General features: G+C 64.1%; 11 protein-coding genes. 9 read left to right on the plus strand and 2 right to left on the minus strand.

The window, feature by feature from the left end; all coding sequences use genetic code 11:
* The first annotated feature begins 37 nt into the window (after positions 1 to 37).
* From CUJ91_RS22815 to CUJ91_RS22840, 6 genes are all read left to right on the plus strand, one after another.
* Complete coding sequence (locus tag CUJ91_RS22815) at positions 38 to 766, plus strand: FadR/GntR family transcriptional regulator (protein ID WP_029970512.1); 729 nt, start codon at positions 38 to 40, stop codon at positions 764 to 766.
* A gap of 162 nt (positions 767 to 928) precedes the next feature.
* Positions 929 to 1,672 (plus strand): (Fe-S)-binding protein, encoded by a 744-nt coding sequence (locus CUJ91_RS22820; protein ID WP_029970513.1) that lies wholly within the window; start codon positions 929 to 931, stop codon positions 1,670 to 1,672.
* Positions 1,669 to 3,060: a lactate utilization protein B gene (locus CUJ91_RS22825; RefSeq protein WP_114157214.1), complete on the plus strand. Its 1,392-nt coding sequence runs from the start codon at positions 1,669 to 1,671 to the stop codon at positions 3,058 to 3,060. Before CUJ91_RS22820 ends, CUJ91_RS22825 begins: the two co-directional genes overlap by 4 nt.
* Positions 3,047 to 3,637 (plus strand): LutC/YkgG family protein, encoded by a 591-nt coding sequence (locus CUJ91_RS22830; protein WP_107709889.1) that lies wholly within the window; start codon positions 3,047 to 3,049, stop codon positions 3,635 to 3,637. Before CUJ91_RS22825 ends, CUJ91_RS22830 begins: the two co-directional genes overlap by 14 nt.
* Before the next feature lie 54 nt (positions 3,638 to 3,691).
* Positions 3,692 to 5,515 (plus strand): VRR-NUC domain-containing protein, encoded by a 1,824-nt coding sequence (locus CUJ91_RS22835; RefSeq protein ID WP_114157215.1) that lies wholly within the window; start codon positions 3,692 to 3,694, stop codon positions 5,513 to 5,515.
* Positions 5,512 to 7,776, plus strand: a complete 2,265-nt coding sequence (locus CUJ91_RS22840; protein WP_114157216.1) for an ATP-dependent DNA helicase — start codon at positions 5,512 to 5,514, stop codon at positions 7,774 to 7,776. Before CUJ91_RS22835 ends, CUJ91_RS22840 begins: the two co-directional genes overlap by 4 nt.
* Before the next feature lie 34 nt (positions 7,777 to 7,810).
* Here CUJ91_RS22840 and CUJ91_RS22845 read toward each other — a convergent pair whose 3' ends face one another.
* Together CUJ91_RS22845 and CUJ91_RS22855 are read right to left on the minus strand one after the other, a co-directional pair.
* Positions 7,811 to 10,555, minus strand: coding sequence for a mechanosensitive ion channel family protein (locus CUJ91_RS22845; RefSeq protein ID WP_114157217.1), 2,745 nt, complete (start codon positions 10,553 to 10,555; stop codon positions 7,811 to 7,813).
* Positions 10,556 to 11,203: 648 nt separating this feature from the next.
* Positions 11,204 to 12,655: a sigma-54-dependent transcriptional regulator gene (locus tag CUJ91_RS22855; RefSeq protein ID WP_053859177.1), complete on the minus strand. Its 1,452-nt coding sequence runs from the start codon at positions 12,653 to 12,655 to the stop codon at positions 11,204 to 11,206.
* A gap of 1,410 nt (positions 12,656 to 14,065) precedes the next feature.
* Between CUJ91_RS22855 and CUJ91_RS34905 the strand changes: the two genes are divergently transcribed.
* The 3 genes from CUJ91_RS34905 (at position 14,066) to CUJ91_RS22870 (ending at position 16,494) form a co-directional block, all read left to right on the plus strand.
* Positions 14,066 to 14,260, plus strand: coding sequence for a hypothetical protein (locus CUJ91_RS34905; RefSeq protein WP_244231073.1), 195 nt, complete (start codon positions 14,066 to 14,068; stop codon positions 14,258 to 14,260).
* Positions 14,261 to 14,398: 138 nt separating this feature from the next.
* Positions 14,399 to 15,844, plus strand: coding sequence for a nicotinate phosphoribosyltransferase (locus tag CUJ91_RS22865; protein ID WP_114157219.1), 1,446 nt, complete (start codon positions 14,399 to 14,401; stop codon positions 15,842 to 15,844).
* 170 nt (positions 15,845 to 16,014) lie between these two features.
* Complete coding sequence (locus tag CUJ91_RS22870) at positions 16,015 to 16,494, plus strand: nuclear transport factor 2 family protein (RefSeq protein ID WP_006046978.1); 480 nt, start codon at positions 16,015 to 16,017, stop codon at positions 16,492 to 16,494.
* The last annotated feature ends 7 nt before the right edge of the window (positions 16,495 to 16,501 follow it).

Consider the following 16,501-nt stretch of genomic DNA (forward strand, 5'->3'; position numbering starts at 1 on the left):
CGAACCTTGAACCATCCGGCTTTATGAGCCGCCGCCTATGCACTTTCGCCCGATTCAGTCCTTCACGCGCAAGCGGCTTTCCGACGTGGTCGCCGATCAGATCAAGCAATTGATCTCGGACGGCGTGCTGATGCCGGGCGACCGCTTGCCGGCGGAACGCGATCTCGCCACGCAACTGGCGGTCTCGCGGCCCTCGCTGCGTGAGGCGCTGATCCGGCTCGAGTCGGACGGTTATATCGCCACGTCAGGGCGCGGCGGTTTTACGGTGGTGGAACTCACCGCGCCGCTCATTTCGGGGCCGCTCGCCGAACTGCTTTTGCAGAATCCGCGTACCAGTGCCGATATTCTCGAATTGCGCCAGGGGCTCGAATCCATTTCGACGGTGTATGCCGCCGAGCGCGCGACAGCCGCCGATCTTCGCAAGATCAAGGCCGCGTTTGAAGCGTTGAAGGCGGCGTCGCGATCGCAGGATCGTGACAATCTCGCGGAACTGGACGCCGCGTTTCACCTCGCCATTGCCGACTCCACGCACAACATCGCGCTTGCGCATGTGATGCACGGCATCCATACGCTGATTCGCGAAGGCATGCGCCAGTACCATCGGCTGATCGATTACGACGAGGCGATGGAAAAGCAGTTGATGAGCCAGCATCAGGCCATCTACGACGCGGTCATGGCGCGTGACGCGCAAAAAGCGCGCAAGGCCGCGGAGCGGCATCTCGCCTTCGTGCGCGAGATTTATCAGGAAGACGCGGCGAAGCTGTAGACGTTTATGGGCGGTCGCGGGCGCCTGTCGCTCAGCGCCCGTCGCGATCTTCCGATTGACACGAACCGGGGACTTCCTTATATTTTTGGTCAGACCAAGCTGACCAACCTTGCCAACATGACCGTCGGCGTTGTCTCCTGCCGCGTTCCGTCCAATGAACTCATGAAAGTCGCCCTCTTTATTCCGTGCTTTATCGACGCGTTTTACCCCGAGGTCGGCATCGCCACACTCGAATTGCTGGAGCGCTTCGGCATCGAGGTCGACTATCCGCAGGAGCAAACCTGTTGCGGCCAGCCGATGGCCAATAGTGGCGCGCACGCGGACGCGGCCGGCGCCGAGCGCGTGTTTGCGCGCAACTTCGCGGGCTACGACTACATCGTCGGACCTTCGGCGAGCTGTATCCATCACGTGCGCGAGCATCTGACCGCGATCGAGCAGACGGACGAGGTCAGAAACGTGCGCGCAGGTGCTTATGAACTCGTCGAGTTTCTGCATGACGTGGTCGGCGCGCGCGAATTTCCGTGGGCTGAGTTTCCGTATCGCGTCGGCTTGCATAACAGTTGCAGCGCGTTGCGGCATCTTAAGGAAGCGTCGGTATCGGAAGTCGCGGGGCAGCCGTTTTCGAAACCACGCACGTTGCTCGAAGGCGTGAAGGGCATCGAGTTCGTCAAACCGTCCAGACCGGATGAATGCTGCGGTTTTGGCGGCACTTTCTCTGTCACGGAAGAGCCCGTCTCCGTGCGCATGGGGCAGGACAAGGTGCGCGATCATCTGAACGCAGGCGCGCAATACATCGTATCGGGCGACATGTCGTGTCTGATGCATCAGCAAGGCTGCGCCGAACGCATGAAAGCCGACGCGCGCTTCATCCATATCGCTCAGGTGCTGAACGGGGCACGCGCATGAGCCGCATCGACCACGCGAAGGCGGCCGGCGAGTTCATCAGGAAGACTGAACACGTTGCGTTTCACGACAAGCGTCTGTGGGATTTGCGTGAGAAGCGCGACGCGCAGGCGCACGGCATTGCCGAATGGGAGACGCTGCGCGAACTCGCCTCGGGCATCAAGGAACATACGCTGTCGAATTTGTCCGAGTACCTCGAACAGTTTGCCGCGGCAGCGGAGGCGAACGGGGTCGTGGTGCACTGGGCGTCCACGGCGGAAGAGCACAACGCGCTCGTGCACCAGATCATGTCCGCGCGCGGCATGACCACGCTGGTCAAAAGCAAGTCGATGCTCACCGACGAATGCAAGATGCGCGAGTATCTCGAACCGCGCGGCATTACGGTGATGGAAACCGATCTCGGCGAACGCATCCAGCAACTCGATCATCAGGACCCGAGCCATATGGTGGTGCCCGCGGTCCACAAGTTGCGCGCGGACGTCGCGCAACTGTTCGGCCGAACCATTGGCACCGACCCAAACAATAGCGATATCCACTATCTCGCCGAAAGCCAGCGCATGAATACGCGGCCTTATTTCGTGCGCGAAAAAACGGCCGGTATGACGGGCTGCAATTTCGCCGTCGCGGAGACGGGCACGGTCGTGGTGTGCACGAACGAAGGCAACGCGGATCTTTCGGCGAATGTGCCGCCGTTGCATATCGCGTCGATCGGTATCGAGAAGCTGATTCCCAAGGTCGCGGACCTCGGCGTGTTTATCCGCATGCTGTCGCGCAGCGCGCTGGGTTCGCCGATCACGCAATACACGTCGCATTTCCGCGCGCCGCGTCCGGGCACGGAGATGCATTTCATCCTCGTCGATCATGGCCGCTCGGAGCGGCTCGCGATGGAGGACTTCTGGTACTCGCTCAAATGCATCCGCTGCGGCGCATGCATGAATACGTGCCCGGTCTACCGGCGCAGCGGCGGGCTGTCGTATGGCGGCACTTACTCCGGGCCGATCGGCGCGATCATCAACCCGACCTTCGATCTGAAGCGCTATAGCGCGTTGCCGTTTGCGTCGACGCTCAACGGCAGTTGCACGAACGTGTGTCCGGTGAAGATCAATATTCACGAGCAGATCTACAAATGGCGCACGGTAATCGCCGAGCGTCATGAAGTGCCGTTCGTGAAGCAGGAAGTGTTGAAGATGGCGGGGCGCCTGCTGGCGAGTCCGACCTTGTATCGCGCGACCGTCGCGTCGATGAGCGGCGCACTGCGGCGGCTGCCGAATTTCGTGCTGTATAACCCGCTGAATATCTGGGGCAGGCAACGCGAGTTGCCCGAGGCGCCGAAGCAGACCTTCCACGCCTGGTACAAGAAAAACCGCGGAGGTGGCGATGGCAACGCGTGAGGCTTTTCTCGCGAAGGTGCGGCAGGCGCAACCGGCCGCGCGTCCGCGTCCCGATGTGCCGCTCTTTCCCGCGATGGGCGGCGATCTGCGTGAGCGCTTCGCGGCTGCATTGCAAATGATGGGCGGCACATGCGTGCAAGCGCAAGCCGCGTCCGATGTCGCCGCGTTGATCCGCGAGCGGTTCGGCGCGGCGGTGTCGATCACATCGGCTACAGCCGAAGTGCCCGGCACGCGCATGCTGACCGCCGACACCGAACCGGCATCGCTGCAGGACATCGACGTCGGCGTGGTGCGCGCGCGTTTCGGCGTCGCGGAGACGGGCTCGGTGTGGTTCAGCGAACGCGAGTACGTGGTCAACGCGTTGGGTTACATCGTGCAGCATCTGGTGGTGCTGCTCGATCCGGCGCAACTGGTGGACGGTTTGCAGGACGTTTACCGGCGCGACGACTTTCGCGATGCGCGTTATGCCGCGCTGGTCACGGGACCGTCCGCGACCGCGGACATCGAGGGCGTGCTGATTCGCGGCGCGCAGGGCGTGCGTTCGCTGACGGTGGTGTGGCTCGCAGCAAAGCCGTAGCGGCAGTGGAGTTTGCTATCATCACTGTATAAACGTACAGGTCCTGCAAACTCCGTGGCAACCGATGCTCCGCCGGATTCCCTCGCCGGCGCTCCTTACTATCTGCTGAACTTCGAGCGTGCGCTTGCATGGCTCGCGCAACGTTACGACGATCTGCTCGATGCAGGCGAGCGCGCTTTTCTCGGCGCGTTTGCGTCATTGCCGCAAGCGTCGCGCGCATTGCTGGTCCGCATGCTGATGCGCAAGGGCACGCTGTTTCGCGCGAGCCGCCTGGCTTACGACGAAATCGGCTGCCCGTTACGCGCCGCCGCGCCTGTTACTGCGCTCGGCTGGCTGGACGCGGCGCCGCATCTAACGCTCGACGATCTCTTTGCACTCACCACGCGCGCCGAATTGCTGAATATTTTCGCGGACGCGCTTGCCATGATTCCCGGCGCGCGCAGCCTGCGCAAGCCCGAGTTGCTGGATGCATTGCGTCCGTTCTACGCGGAAGAAGAGGAGCGCGAGAACGGCGGTGCCGCCGCGCGTCCGTTGTCCGCATGGCATGCGCATTCGAGCGATTGCGTGTTTCGTGTCGACATTGCGCCGCTCTGCGAGCGTTTTCGGCTGATGTTCTTCGGCAATCTGCAGCAGGACTGGTCCGAGTTCGTGCTCGCCGATCTTGGCGTGCTCCAGTACGAGAAAGTCGCGTTCGGGCCGGCGTCGCGTGCATTTCAGCAGCGCGCGGACGTCGACGTGTATCTCGCGTTACAGGCATGTCGCGATGAGCTTGAATCGATAGAATCGTTCGGATCGCTGATTAATTCAGAAGCGGCAAGCGACGCGATCAACGCCCTTGTCGCGCGCGTTCGTGCAGTCGAAACGTCTAATTCGTGGCTCGAAACGCGCCGCGCGAAGCTGCTATTCCGCATCGGCCAGTATTGCGAACGGCGGCAGATGTGGCCTTCGGCGCTCGCCGTGTACGAGAGTTGCGCGTGGCCCGGCGCGCGTCATCGGCGCATGCGTGTGCTCGAGCGCAGCGAACGTTTCGATGCGGCGCTCGCGCTCGCGTCGCAGGCCGCGGCATCGCCGGAAAGCGAGGAAGAGGCGCAACGTATCGCACGCATGTTGCCGCGTTTGCAGCGCAAGCTCGGCGAGCCGGCGGTTCGCGTGCAGGCGGCGCGCGCGGCCGAGCGCAGCACGTTGACGTTGCCGAGGCCGCAAGCGCCGCAGGCCGTCGAATTCGTCGTGCGCGATCATCTGGCTTGCGACGCCGCGCCGGTGCATTACGTCGAGAATGCGCTGATCAATTCGCTATTCGGCCTGCTCTGCTGGGAGCCAGTATTCGCCGCGTTGCCCGGTGCGTTTTTCCATCCGTTTCAACGCGGTCCCGCTGATCTTCACGCGCCGGATTTTCATGCGCGCCGTGCCGTGCAGTTCGCCGCGTGCCTGGCTCAACTCGATAACGGCGCGTATCGCCAGACGATTCTGCGGCATCTGCATGAGAAGGCCGGCGTGCAGTCGCCGTTCGTGTTCTGGGGATTGCTCACGCCCGAACTCGTGAAAACGGCGCTCGACTGTCTGCCGGCCGCGCATCTGAAGTTGTGGTTCGAGCGCCTGTTGCGCGATGTGCGCGGCAATCGCTCGGGGTTGCCCGACCTGATCCGCTTCTGGCCCGCCGAGCGCCGTTATGAGTTGATCGAAGTGAAGGGACCCGGCGACCGCTTGCAGGACAACCAGATCCGCTGGCTCGCTTACTGTGTGCAGCATGGCATGCCGGTGCGCGTGGTCGACCTGCGTTGGGCGGACGAAGCCGAGTGCAACGCGCCCGACAATGCAAGCGTCGACGCAAGCATGCCCGCCACGCCCGCCACATTCACAGCGGAGCGCACGGCATGAGCTACATCGTCGCCGTGCGAGCGATGTGCGAGTTCACCGCAAGACGCGGCGACCTCGATCTGCGGTTCACGCCCGCGCCGACTTCGCTCGAAGGCATGGCGGGGCACGTGACCGTCGCGGGGCGTCGCGCGAGCGGCTACGAAAGCGAAATGACGCTGATCGCCACGCATCGCAATCTGACCGTGCGAGGCCGCGCCGACGGCTACGACCCGGCGGCCAATCGTCTCGAAGAGATCAAGACGCATCGCGGCGATCTCGAACGCATGCCCGCGAATCACCGCACTCTGCATTGGGCGCAGGCGCTGGTGTACGGACATATGCTGTGCCGCGCGCGCGGACTTGGCCAATTGACCGTCGCGCTGGTTTATTTCGACGTCGGCAGTCAGAAGGAAACGTTGCTGACGCAAACGCATACGGCGCGCGAGCTCGAGGTTTTTTTCGTCGAACAATGCGAGCGCTTTCTCGACTGGGCCGTGCAGGAGGAAGCGCATCGTGCGGCACGCAATGCCGCGCTCGGCGCATTGCAGTTTCCGCACGCGCAGTTTCGCAGCGGCCAGCGCGAACTGGCGGTGTCCGTGTATCGTGCGGCGCGCGACGGCAAGCCGCTGATGGCGCAGGCGCCGACGGGCATCGGCAAGACGCTCGCTACGATCTTTCCGTTGCTGAAGGCCTGCGCGGCGGAGCAGATCGATCGCGTGTTCTTTCTGACCGCGAAGACGCCGGGCCGCGCGCTCGCACTCGATGCAATCGAAACGCTGCGCCAGAGCGCTGCGCCGTTGCCGCTGCGAACGCTTGAACTCGTCGCGCGCGACAAAGCCTGCGAGCATCCGGACAAGGCGTGCAACGGCGAGTCGTGTCCGCTCGCGCGCGGCTTTTATGACCGGCTCGACGCGGCACGGAGCGCGGCGCTTGCCGGGCCGCGTCTCGATCGCGCCACGGTGCGCGAAGCGGCGCTCGCGCATGACGTCTGTCCGTACTACCTCGCGCAGGAACTCGCGCGCTGGGCCGACGTCGTAGTCGGCGACTACAACTATTACTACGACAGCAGCGCGATGCTTTACGCGCTCACGCAGATCAACCAGTGGCGCGTCGGCGTGCTGGTCGACGAGGCGCACAATCTGCTCGATCGCGCGCGCCGCATGTACACGGCGTCGCTGGATCAGGCGGCGTTGCGGCTTGCGCGCAACACGGCGCCGCCCACGTTGCGCAAGCCGCTCGAACGCTTGCAACGCGAATGGAATGCGCTCAAGCGCGCGCAGATCGCTTCATACGAGGTCTATGCCGACGTACCGGGCAAGCTGTTATCGGCCGCGCAGAATCTGATCGGCGCGGTGACGGATCAGCTTGCCGAAGCGCCGCTTTCCATCGATCAAACGTCGCTGCGTTTCTTCTTCGACGCGATGCATTTCGTCGCGCTCGCCGAACAGTTCGGCGAGCATTCGATTTTCGACATCACGCTGACGACAGACCGCCACGCGCCGCGCGATAAAACCAGTTGCGTGCTGTGCGTGCGCAATGTGATTCCCGCGCCGTTTCTCGCGCCGCGCTACGCCGCCGCGCGCACCACGGTCATGTTCTCCGGCACGCTCAGCCCGCATCATTTTTACCGCGATACGTTGGGGCTCGCCGAGGACACGTCATGGCTCGACGTCGAAGGGCCGTTTCGCGCGGAGCAATTGCAAGTGCGGGTTGCGGGCAACGTGTCGACGCGCTGGCGCGATCGCGACCGTTCGCTGGAACCTATCGTCGAGTTGATTGCGAGGCAGTACACGGCGCAGCCCGGCAATTACCTGGGGTTCCTGAGCAGCTTCGAGTATTTGCAACGCGTGGTCGCGCTGATGCGCGAGCGCTATCCTCACATGCCTGTCTGGGCGCAGGAGCCGGGCATGGACGAAGCGGCCCGCGACGCATTTCTCGCGCGCTTTCGCGGCACCGACCAGGGCGTCGGCTTCGCGGTGCTGGGCGGTGCGTTTTCCGAGGGCGTCGATCTGGTCGGTCAGCAGTTGATCGGCGCATTCATCGCGACGCTCGGCTTGCCGCAAATGAACGAAATGAACGAACAGATGCGCCGCACGATGGAGGCGCGCTTCGGCAGCGGCTACGAATACATGTACCTGTACCCCGGTTTGCAAAAGGTGGTGCAGGCGGCGGGGCGCGTGATTCGCACGGAGCACGACGAGGGCGTCGTGCATCTGATCGACGACCGGTACAGGCGGCCCGAGGTGCGCCGCCTGTTGCCTCGCTGGTGGCAGGTTCAATAGATAGCGCGCGCCCGGCGCCCTGTCAGTCAGTACGTCACTCGTGCGGCGAGGTCGGTCCCGGATTCGCGGGCGTGCCCGGCCCGCCCGCGGGCTTCGAGTCGACGGGGATCTGGTCCTCGACGGGCGCGTCGCCCTTTGATGCGCCATCGGACGAAGCACCATCGCCGGAAGCATGCGTCGAAGGTTCCTGCTGCGGTTCCTGCTTCGGCGGCTCGCCCGCTTCGACGCGCGGCGCGACGCTCTCCGGGTCCCACGTCAGCAGGTTGCGCTGCGGATTGGCGATTTCGATGCCGCGTTCGCGGAAGCGGTCGAGAATGCGCCGGTTGAATTCGCGCTGCACGCCCCAGCGAGCCGAGTCGCGGCATTGCATCTGGCCGGCCAGTGTGACGGCCGAGCCGTCCACCGCGTCGACGCCCCAGAAGCTGAAGTCGGACAGAATGCCGTCCTTGAACTTCTCCTCCTCGCGCAGGCCGGCGCCGATTTCCTTGAGCGTGTCGATCGCGAGATCCACGTCCTGGCCGAATACGATGTTGACGCGGACAGCCGCATTGCCGATGCCGCGATTGGTGTTGTTGACCGTCGATACCGAACTGAACGGCACGGTATATAGAGAACCGTCGCTGCCGCGCAGGCGCACCGTGCGGATCGACAGATATTCGACGGTGCCGGACACGCCCGCGAGCGTGACCCAGTCGCCGACCTGCATCGCGTTTTCCATCAACAGAAAAATGCCTGTGATGAAGTCCTGCACGAGTTTTTGCGAGCCGAAGCCGAGCGCCACGCCGAAGATGCTCGCGCCCGCAAGAAGCGGCCCGATGTTCACGCCGAGCTGGCTCAGCCCGGTTAGCACGACGACGAGAGCGATTACGCAGAAGAGGCCGGTGCGCAGCATCGGCAGCAGCGTGCGCAGGCGCGCGGCGCGCACGAGGTCGCCGGTCGTGGTCCAGCGATCGAGCCGCCGTTCGACCGATACGTTCACGCTTTCCCACACGAGCAGCGCGATCACGGCCGCCACGCCGATCGTGACGATGGCCGACGCGAGCCGGTGGCCGACGCTGCCGTCGCGGAACAGTTCGCCGACGTCGACGCCCCATACCGCGAGCAACGCAAGCGCGGTCACGATGCCGATGATCCACGCCACCACGCGTCGCGCGAGCGGATAGTAGCGGTACGCATGCCGGTTCACGAGCGAGCGGTCGGCGTCTTCGCGTCCGTTGAAGAGCCGCGCCAGTGCACCGAAGATCACGATGGCGAGCACGCGCGCACCCACCAGCACCGCGAGCGACGCGCCGCCCAGATGCAGCAGCGCGTGATAGCCGTTGCGCACGTCGAGCGCCCAGACGAACCACAGCGCCATCACGACGAACACCGAGAGCCATGCCCATGCATCGGCGAGCGCATTGCCGAACATTTCGAGCGATGGCCGCGTAGCGGCGCGCTGCCGGATCAGTTCGCCGACCGGCTTCGCGCATTGCAGGATCAGGATCGAGAGCATCACGTGGCCGGCGAGCGCGACGACCTTCATCAACGCGAGATGCGCGGCTTCGTTCAGGCCGAGCGATTGCCCGATTTCCGCAATCGCCAAGCCGACGCCCACCACGCTGACAATGCGGATCACCCAGCGATGCACGAACACGGCCCACGCATCGCTCATGCGCAACAGGCGCAGACGCGGCGCGGCCGGCTGCAGGAAGAAGCCGCTCACGATCACGATCAGGCGGCACAGCACATAAATGTCGACGAGCGAATCGAGCGCGCGGTCTGGCGGCGTGCCGTCGTCGGTGAAGATCGACATGAGGGCGCTCGCCGCGCCCACGAACACCGCTAGCGGCAGAAGGCGCAGCACCGTGATCAGCAGCGCGCGGGGCAGGCGTTGCAGGAGCGTCCAGTGATGCGTGGCGTTTTGCTTGCCTTTGGCTTCGGCCGCTTTGCCGCTGGTGGCGGACGGCGTGGGGCTCGGTGTGGATGTTGGCGTCGCGGCAGGTTGGCCGGTTGCGGGCACCGTTGCGGCGGCGGCCGCGGCGGCTTGTGCGCGGGCTGTTGTTGTGGATTCGGCTTTCGATTCCGCTTGGGCCCGTGCTTCGGCCTGCGCCTCGGCGACCGGCGGTGCGGGCAACGGCGGTGCGGCATGCGCGGCGTCGGCAGGCTGTGGTTCGACGTCGACGGGCAAGTCGGTGCGCGGCGCGTCGGCGGGATCGCCATGCTCGCGGCGCGCGGCCAGCGTGCGATACGCGCGGCGCAGCACACGCCGCGCGAGCCATTCGAGCGCGAGCGCCGGCAACAACGCGGCCAGCAGCGACCAGGCGACGTGCGCGAGGATCGAGCGCGCTTGCGGACTGGTCGATTGCCAGTTCCACCACGCGCGCACCGAAGCGACGTCGAGCAGCGCCGTCACCGAATTGCGCAGCGATCCGCCGAGATGGACCGCCCAGTGCGCGCCCTGACGGGCGAGCTGCGAGGCCAGTCCGTTCGATTTGAACGCGGCGGGCACGAGCGACGCTGCGCCGCTCGCCGCAGCGGGCGCGGAGGCGGCCGTCGGTGCCGATGCCGGCGCACTCAGCGCGCCGGCCGCGGCGATGGCCTGCAAGGTATCGGCGACCTGCGCGCGGCGCTTGGGGTCGTTGAGAACCGAGAGCGCCTGGCGCGTCTGGTCGGGCGTCAGCGTGACGGCGGTGCCGGAAGCCTCCGCGGCGGGAGTGGCCGGCGTCACCGCGGCGAAAGCGGGCGGGGCGCCGAGAATGAGCAGAACGACGAAGCAGGCGTGTAGAAATTTGCGCATAAGGTATGGGACGGGCTGCGGAATGCGGACGGCGGCAGGACGCATCGGCCGGTCTGGCTGTTTTGGGCCTGGGCCCCGGTCTTGACCGACACGAGTTTCGCCGCGCAAGTTCCTGAGGCGGCGGCCGCTGCGTCGTTATGGAATGCGACGCGGCGTCCGGGCTCGCGAAGACGCGCGCGTCGGCGACGCGTCGGCAACATGCGGTAGCAAGTTGCTTGCCCGTGGGTTTTGGAGGGACCGCGCAAGGAGAGGGAAGGACTCCGTTGCGCGTGGCTCAGCGGCCAACGGGGCGAGATGCCGTGAACGGATATTAGGCGATATAACGCCAAGGACAACGCTAAGACAGCAACGCGAGGCAGCAACGCCAAGAACAACGCCGAGGCAGCAACGCGAGGCAGCAACGGCTGGCACAACGGCTGGCACAACGGCACGCAACAACGGCAGGCACAACGCCAAGAACAACGCCAAGAACAACGCCAAGAACAACGCCAAGAACAACGCCAAGAACAACGCCAAGAACAACGCCAAGAACAACCAGGCCCGACACCCGAAGCCCCGCAACCAGCGCGTCAATCGCACAACAATCCGCCAGGCGGACCACCAACCCTAAACTGCCCGCCCGCCGTCTACACCGACAACCACCTAAACCTAAACCGAAGCCGTCGACACCAATCCATGCCCGCGCCGCTCAGCCTCGCTGTCCCCGTCCGCATCCGCGCCGCCGTTCGACCCGTTGCCGCCGGAAGGCTCCGGATGCAGCCGGTCCGCGTGCATCAGCCGGTACAGCGTGGCGCGCGAGATGCCCAGTTCGACCGCCGCCTCCGACAACTTATAGCCGTGCCGCTGCAACGCATGTTCGATCGCGTCTTTCTCGGCCTTGCTGCGAATTTCCGCGAGCGTGACGGCGGGCCCGTTGTCCGTGGCCGGCAAGCCGAGGTCGTTCGCGGTGATGAAACGGCCCTCGCTCATCACGACGGCGCGCCGCACGCAGTTGATCAGCTCGCGCACGTTGCCCGGCCACGCATAGTTCGACATCGCGACGATCGCGTCGCTCGACAGCCCGCGCAATTTGCGCGCGCCGTCCTGCTTGTACATGCTGAGCGCATAGTTCGCGAGCAGCTTGATGTCGCCGCCGCGTTCGCGCAACGGCGGCTCGACGAGGCGCAGCACGCATAGCCGGTGATACAGGTCGGCGCGGAAGCGGCCGTCTTCGACTGCCTTGTCGAGATCGACGTGCGTCGCCGAAATAACGCGGACGTCGACGTGAATCGGGCCGTTGCCGCCGAGCCGCTCGATCGTGCCTTCTTGCAGAAAGCGCAGCAGCACCGCCTGGCATTCGTGCGGCATGTCGCCGATTTCATCCAGAAAGAGCGTGCCTTCATGCGCGCTCTCGATCCGCCCGATCTTGCGCTGAAGCGCGCCGGTGAACGCGCCGCGTTCGTGACCGAACAGTTCCGCCTGCAACAGGCTCGGCGGAATCGCCGCGCAATTGATCGCGACGAACTGCCGGCCGGTGCGCGGCGAGCGTTCGTGAATCGCGAGCGCGGTCAGCTCCTTGCCCGTGCCCGATTCGCCGGCGATGAACACCGGCGCCTCGGTCGCGCCGCATTTGTCGATGCGCCGGTACAACTGCTGCATCGCCTCGCATTGACCGACCATGCCATGCCGCCCGAGCGACGGTTCCGGCGCTACATGTCCATGCCTCAGCGACGACAGCCCATGCGCGTGGCCGAGCGCGAACACGAGACGCTCGTTGAGCCACGGCCGCGTAACGAAGTCGAAGCAGTAATCGAGGATAAAGCGGCTGACCAGTTCGTTATCCGCCTGGCCCGGCGCGATCTGCGCGACCCAGTTGGTTTCGGGGCGGCGCATGCACGCAGCGAGCGCGGACAACTGCTGTGTCGTGCAGTCTTCCGGCAGTTCGACCAGACCAACCTTGACGTTGTCGCGCTCGATCATGCGTTCCGCGCCCGCCGCGTTTTTCGCGTGCACGGCATGCCAGCCCGATGCGGCGAGGAAGTCGGCGAGTTTCTGATCGGGCGAGCTCGACACATAAAGAACGGTGCGTCCGGTGTCCGCAGATGCGAAAGTCATTTCCATTACCCCCGATTCCTACTGCTCGAAAGACTGCTGTGCGAGATATTGAAGACCGGTAGTGGCCGGCCTACAGTCAACGTTTGCGGCGGAGCGAGCAGGGCGCGGCGCAAGCCGCGAGGCGCCGCATTATCGCGGCAGGCGACGGAAGGTGCCTCGTGGCAACCGCCGGAGTAGTTCATCCCCGAATCACTTATACCGTTTCTTAACTCGTTCGTTTTTTTTATGGCGCTCTGACTGGCGCATGACTCAAACATAAGCGAAAGCGCTTTGGAATGCTATACAAACAAATCAGTATCGAGAAAGTTTCCCGATTTGACGTGCGCTTATTCGGCAGTCGCCCGATTTTGCAAGGCGCCGCGCGGCTAATCCGATACTGTTCGGACGGCGATACGTCAAGCCGTGTTATGCGCGCTGGAGTACACAGCGCGTGAACGAATGCGCTTTACGCGTAGGCATACATCCATTTGCGATGTTTCATGCATGCAACAAAAATCGCATAAGCCTTTTCGGCCATTTTCGTGTCGCTTTTATGTGTTTCGGCGTCGGCATTAATGACCGGGCTCGCACACAAACCGCGAAGCCGCGCGGGCGTGGCAGCGAATGGCGCTTATCGGAAGCGTGTATTCGATGCGTTAGATGCGCATCTTGCAGACCGCGTGAGCGCCCAGACGCGTCTCGAATACGAATCACCGGCGGTTTTTCAGTCGGGCGATCGGGCGGACGGTAGCGTTGCATCGTCGGCGACGCTCCGCGCGACGGCACCTGGGCGCACATGGCATAGCCATTGCATTAAGGGAGTCGCAGCGAATCTGTTGTGCCGGTCAGTAGAGGTAACGACCGGCGCAATAAACGACTTCGTGGACGTGGCCGGGGAATGCCATTGCGTCTACGAGGCTGCGGCGGGGCCACTGACAGACGGACGTCAAACAACACGGGGCGAACGACCGATGCGAAGCGGTCGTTCGTCACCCGACGACGCAACGCTCTGACCTCGCCGGTTTTTTTCGTCTGTGAAGGTGCAAGTGTTGGGCCTATAACGACAGGTCGTCGCGCGGCAACGTTTGCGCGACCGACGTGCATAACAGGGAAGGGGCAGCGTACGGTCTGGACCAACCGGCGCGACGAAACGGGGAGAAGGCCACAGCCTCCATAAGAGAGGCACATAGCGAGGTGGACCGGGCGCCGTGTTCGCGCTTTCGCGTGGGCACGGCGGACCTGGAAGGCTGCAACGCGGCCGTCAGCGCATTTCAATGTGTCATTCTCACGGGGGATGTCATGAAAGCACCTGTTTCCGGGCCGGCCCGCGCGCCGCGCCACGATCAGCCGGCCACGCCGGGTACTTCCTCGGTTGCTCCTTCGGTTACTTCATCTGCGGGCAGCGTTGTCCGTCTTCGTTACCGGGCATGCGCCGGTATGCAACGCGCGTTGTTTGCGGCGCCGCCAGTCGATCTGCTGACGCTCGTGATCGCCGACGCAATCAAGCGCCGCGAGCAGGCCGAGATTCACCGCCCCGCACTGCGCGATGCCTATGAATTGCCCGTTTCGCAGGAGCGCAACGCAGACCGCGATGCGGACATCCGCCGACGCGAATACGACGATCTGGACTGAACACCGTTGCGCAACAGCGGGCGGCACGGGCAAGTTGCATGAACGCGGAAGCTGAAGCCGAAGCCCGCGCCCGCATCGTGCCCGTGGCATCATGTAAAGCCAGCTACCGTCAGCGAGCCGAATGCGGCGTCATCCACGATGAACGAATTCAGCGGTCCGAGCGGCGCTTCCGCGATCTTCTCGAATCCGATCCTCAACACGGATTCATACAAGGCGTCGCACTATCTCCAGTACCCGCCGGAAGCGTCGGCGATGTTTTCATACATCGAATCGCGCGGCGGGCGCTACGACCGCACGCTCTTCTTTGGCTTGCAGATGCTCATCAAGCAGTATCTGTGCAGTCCCATTACCGCACCCATGATCGACGAGGCCAAGGCGTTTTTCAGCGCACATGGCGAGCCGTTCAACGAAGCGGGCTGGCGTCATATCGTCGAACGTCATCGCGGTTATCTGCCGGTGCGCATTCGCGCGGTGCCCGAAGGGTCGGTGGTGCCCACACATAACGTGCTCGTCACCGTCGAATGCGACGACCCCGAGGTGTTCTGGCTCGCGTCGTATATAGAAACCATGTTGTTGCGCGTCTGGTATCCGGTCACGGTCGCGACGCAAAGCTGGCATCTGCGCAAGACGATTCGCGAGTATCTGCTGAAGACCAGCGATGATGTCACGCAACTGCCGTTCAAGCTGCATGACTTCGGCGCACGCGGCGTGTCGAGCGCGGAATCGGCGGCGATTGGCGGCGCGGCGCATCTGGTGAGCTTCATGGGTTCGGATACCGTGCTCGGCGTGGTGGCGGCGAATCATTACTACAACGAGAGCATGGCCGCGTTTTCGGTGCCGGCCGCCGAGCACAGCACAATCACCGCGTGGGGCCGCGAGCGCGAGACCGACGCGTATCGCAACATGATCGCGAAGTTCGCGAGGCCGGGCGCAATCGTTTCCGTGGTGTCCGACTCTTACGATCTGTTCGCTGCGTTGAAGGTGTGGGGCACGGAGCTCAAGCAGGCGGTGCTCGACTCCGGCGCGACGCTTGTGATCCGCCCCGATTCCGGCGATCCGCGCAGCATCGTGTTGCAAACGCTGCGCGCGCTGGAGGCGTCGTTTGGATCGGCGGTGAACAGCAAAGGCCGGCGCGTGCTCAACAACGTGCGCGTGATTCAGGGCGACGGCGTGAATCCCGACTCGCTCGAGGCCATACTCGCGGCGATGGACCACGCGGGTTTCGCGGCCGACAACATCGTGTTCGGCATGGGCGGCGCGTTGTTGCAGCAGATCAACCGCGACACGCAGCGCTTCGCGATGAAATGCTCGGCGATCCGCCTCGGCGATACATGGCATGACGTATCGAAAGACCCCGTGACGGACAGCACCAAACGCTCGATGAAAGGACGGCTCACGCTGCTCATCAATCGTCGAACGGGCGAGTACCGCACGGCGACGCTGCCGCTCGCGCCGGATCGGGACGCGCGCGCCGATGGCTCCGATTGGGACGATGCGATGGAAACGGTGTTCGATTCGGGCAAGCTGCTCGTCGATGTATCGTTGTCGGAAATCCGGGCTCGCGCTCACGCGCACGAAGGCTAGCGCATCGCGGATGCGAGCGCGGGCGCGATCATTCGATACAATCCCGCGAAGTTCGGCTGATCGTGGGCGGCGCGTGCGGTTCGATTGCCGGTTGCATCGCGCACAATCAAACCGGCTTCCATATCGGCTGCAATGCGGGCTTTTAATCCGGCAACTCAAGTACACAACAAATGAGCCATCCCAACACCGAACTGATCGAGCGCTTCTATACGGCGTTCCAGCGGCGCGACGCCGCCACCATGATTGCCTGCTATGCCGATGACGTCGTCTTCAGCGACCCGGCGTTCGGCGAATTGCGCGGCGACGAAGTGCGCGACATGTGGCGCATGCTGGTCACGCGCGCTCAGGATTTTTCGCTGACGTTCGATAGTATCGAAGCCGACGAACACAGCGGCCGCGCGCATTGGACCGCGGGCTATGTATTCAGTCAGACGGGGCGTCCGGTGGTGAATCATGTCGAAGCGCGCTTCGCGTTTCGCGATGGACTCATCGTCGAGCATCGCGACAGTTTCGACTTGTGGGCGTGGATGCGCCAGGCGCTGGGCGCGCGCGGCGCGCTGCTCGGATGGTCGCCGCTCGTGCATCGCTCGATCCGCGCGCGAGCGAGAAAAGGGCTCGCGATTTACCGGCGCCAGGATCATGGCGCCTGACCGCCGG

The sequence above is a fragment of the Paraburkholderia graminis genome, assembly GCF_003330785.1.
In the GTDB taxonomy this organism is placed as follows: domain Bacteria; phylum Pseudomonadota; class Gammaproteobacteria; order Burkholderiales; family Burkholderiaceae; genus Paraburkholderia; species Paraburkholderia graminis.

Excerpts from the sequence above, each read along its gene's own strand:
- CUJ91_RS22820 (WP_029970513.1), top strand. The coding sequence starts at position 929 with ATGAAAGTCGCCCTCTTTATTCCGTGCTTTATCGACGCGTTTTACCCC.
- CUJ91_RS22865 (WP_114157219.1), top strand. The coding sequence starts at position 14,399 with ATGAACGAATTCAGCGGTCCGAGCGGCGCTTCCGCGATCTTCTCGAAT.
- CUJ91_RS22845 (WP_114157217.1), bottom strand. The coding sequence starts at position 10,555 with ATGCGCAAATTTCTACACGCCTGCTTCGTCGTTCTGCTCATTCTCGGC.
- CUJ91_RS22870 (WP_006046978.1), top strand. The coding sequence starts at position 16,015 with ATGAGCCATCCCAACACCGAACTGATCGAGCGCTTCTATACGGCGTTC.
- CUJ91_RS34905 (WP_244231073.1), top strand. The coding sequence starts at position 14,066 with ATGCAACGCGCGTTGTTTGCGGCGCCGCCAGTCGATCTGCTGACGCTC.
- CUJ91_RS22815 (WP_029970512.1), top strand. The coding sequence starts at position 38 with ATGCACTTTCGCCCGATTCAGTCCTTCACGCGCAAGCGGCTTTCCGAC.
- CUJ91_RS22830 (WP_107709889.1), top strand. The coding sequence starts at position 3,047 with ATGGCAACGCGTGAGGCTTTTCTCGCGAAGGTGCGGCAGGCGCAACCG.
- CUJ91_RS22840 (WP_114157216.1), top strand. The coding sequence starts at position 5,512 with ATGAGCTACATCGTCGCCGTGCGAGCGATGTGCGAGTTCACCGCAAGA.
- CUJ91_RS22855 (WP_053859177.1), bottom strand. The coding sequence starts at position 12,655 with ATGGAAATGACTTTCGCATCTGCGGACACCGGACGCACCGTTCTTTAT.
- CUJ91_RS22825 (WP_114157214.1), top strand. The coding sequence starts at position 1,669 with ATGAGCCGCATCGACCACGCGAAGGCGGCCGGCGAGTTCATCAGGAAG.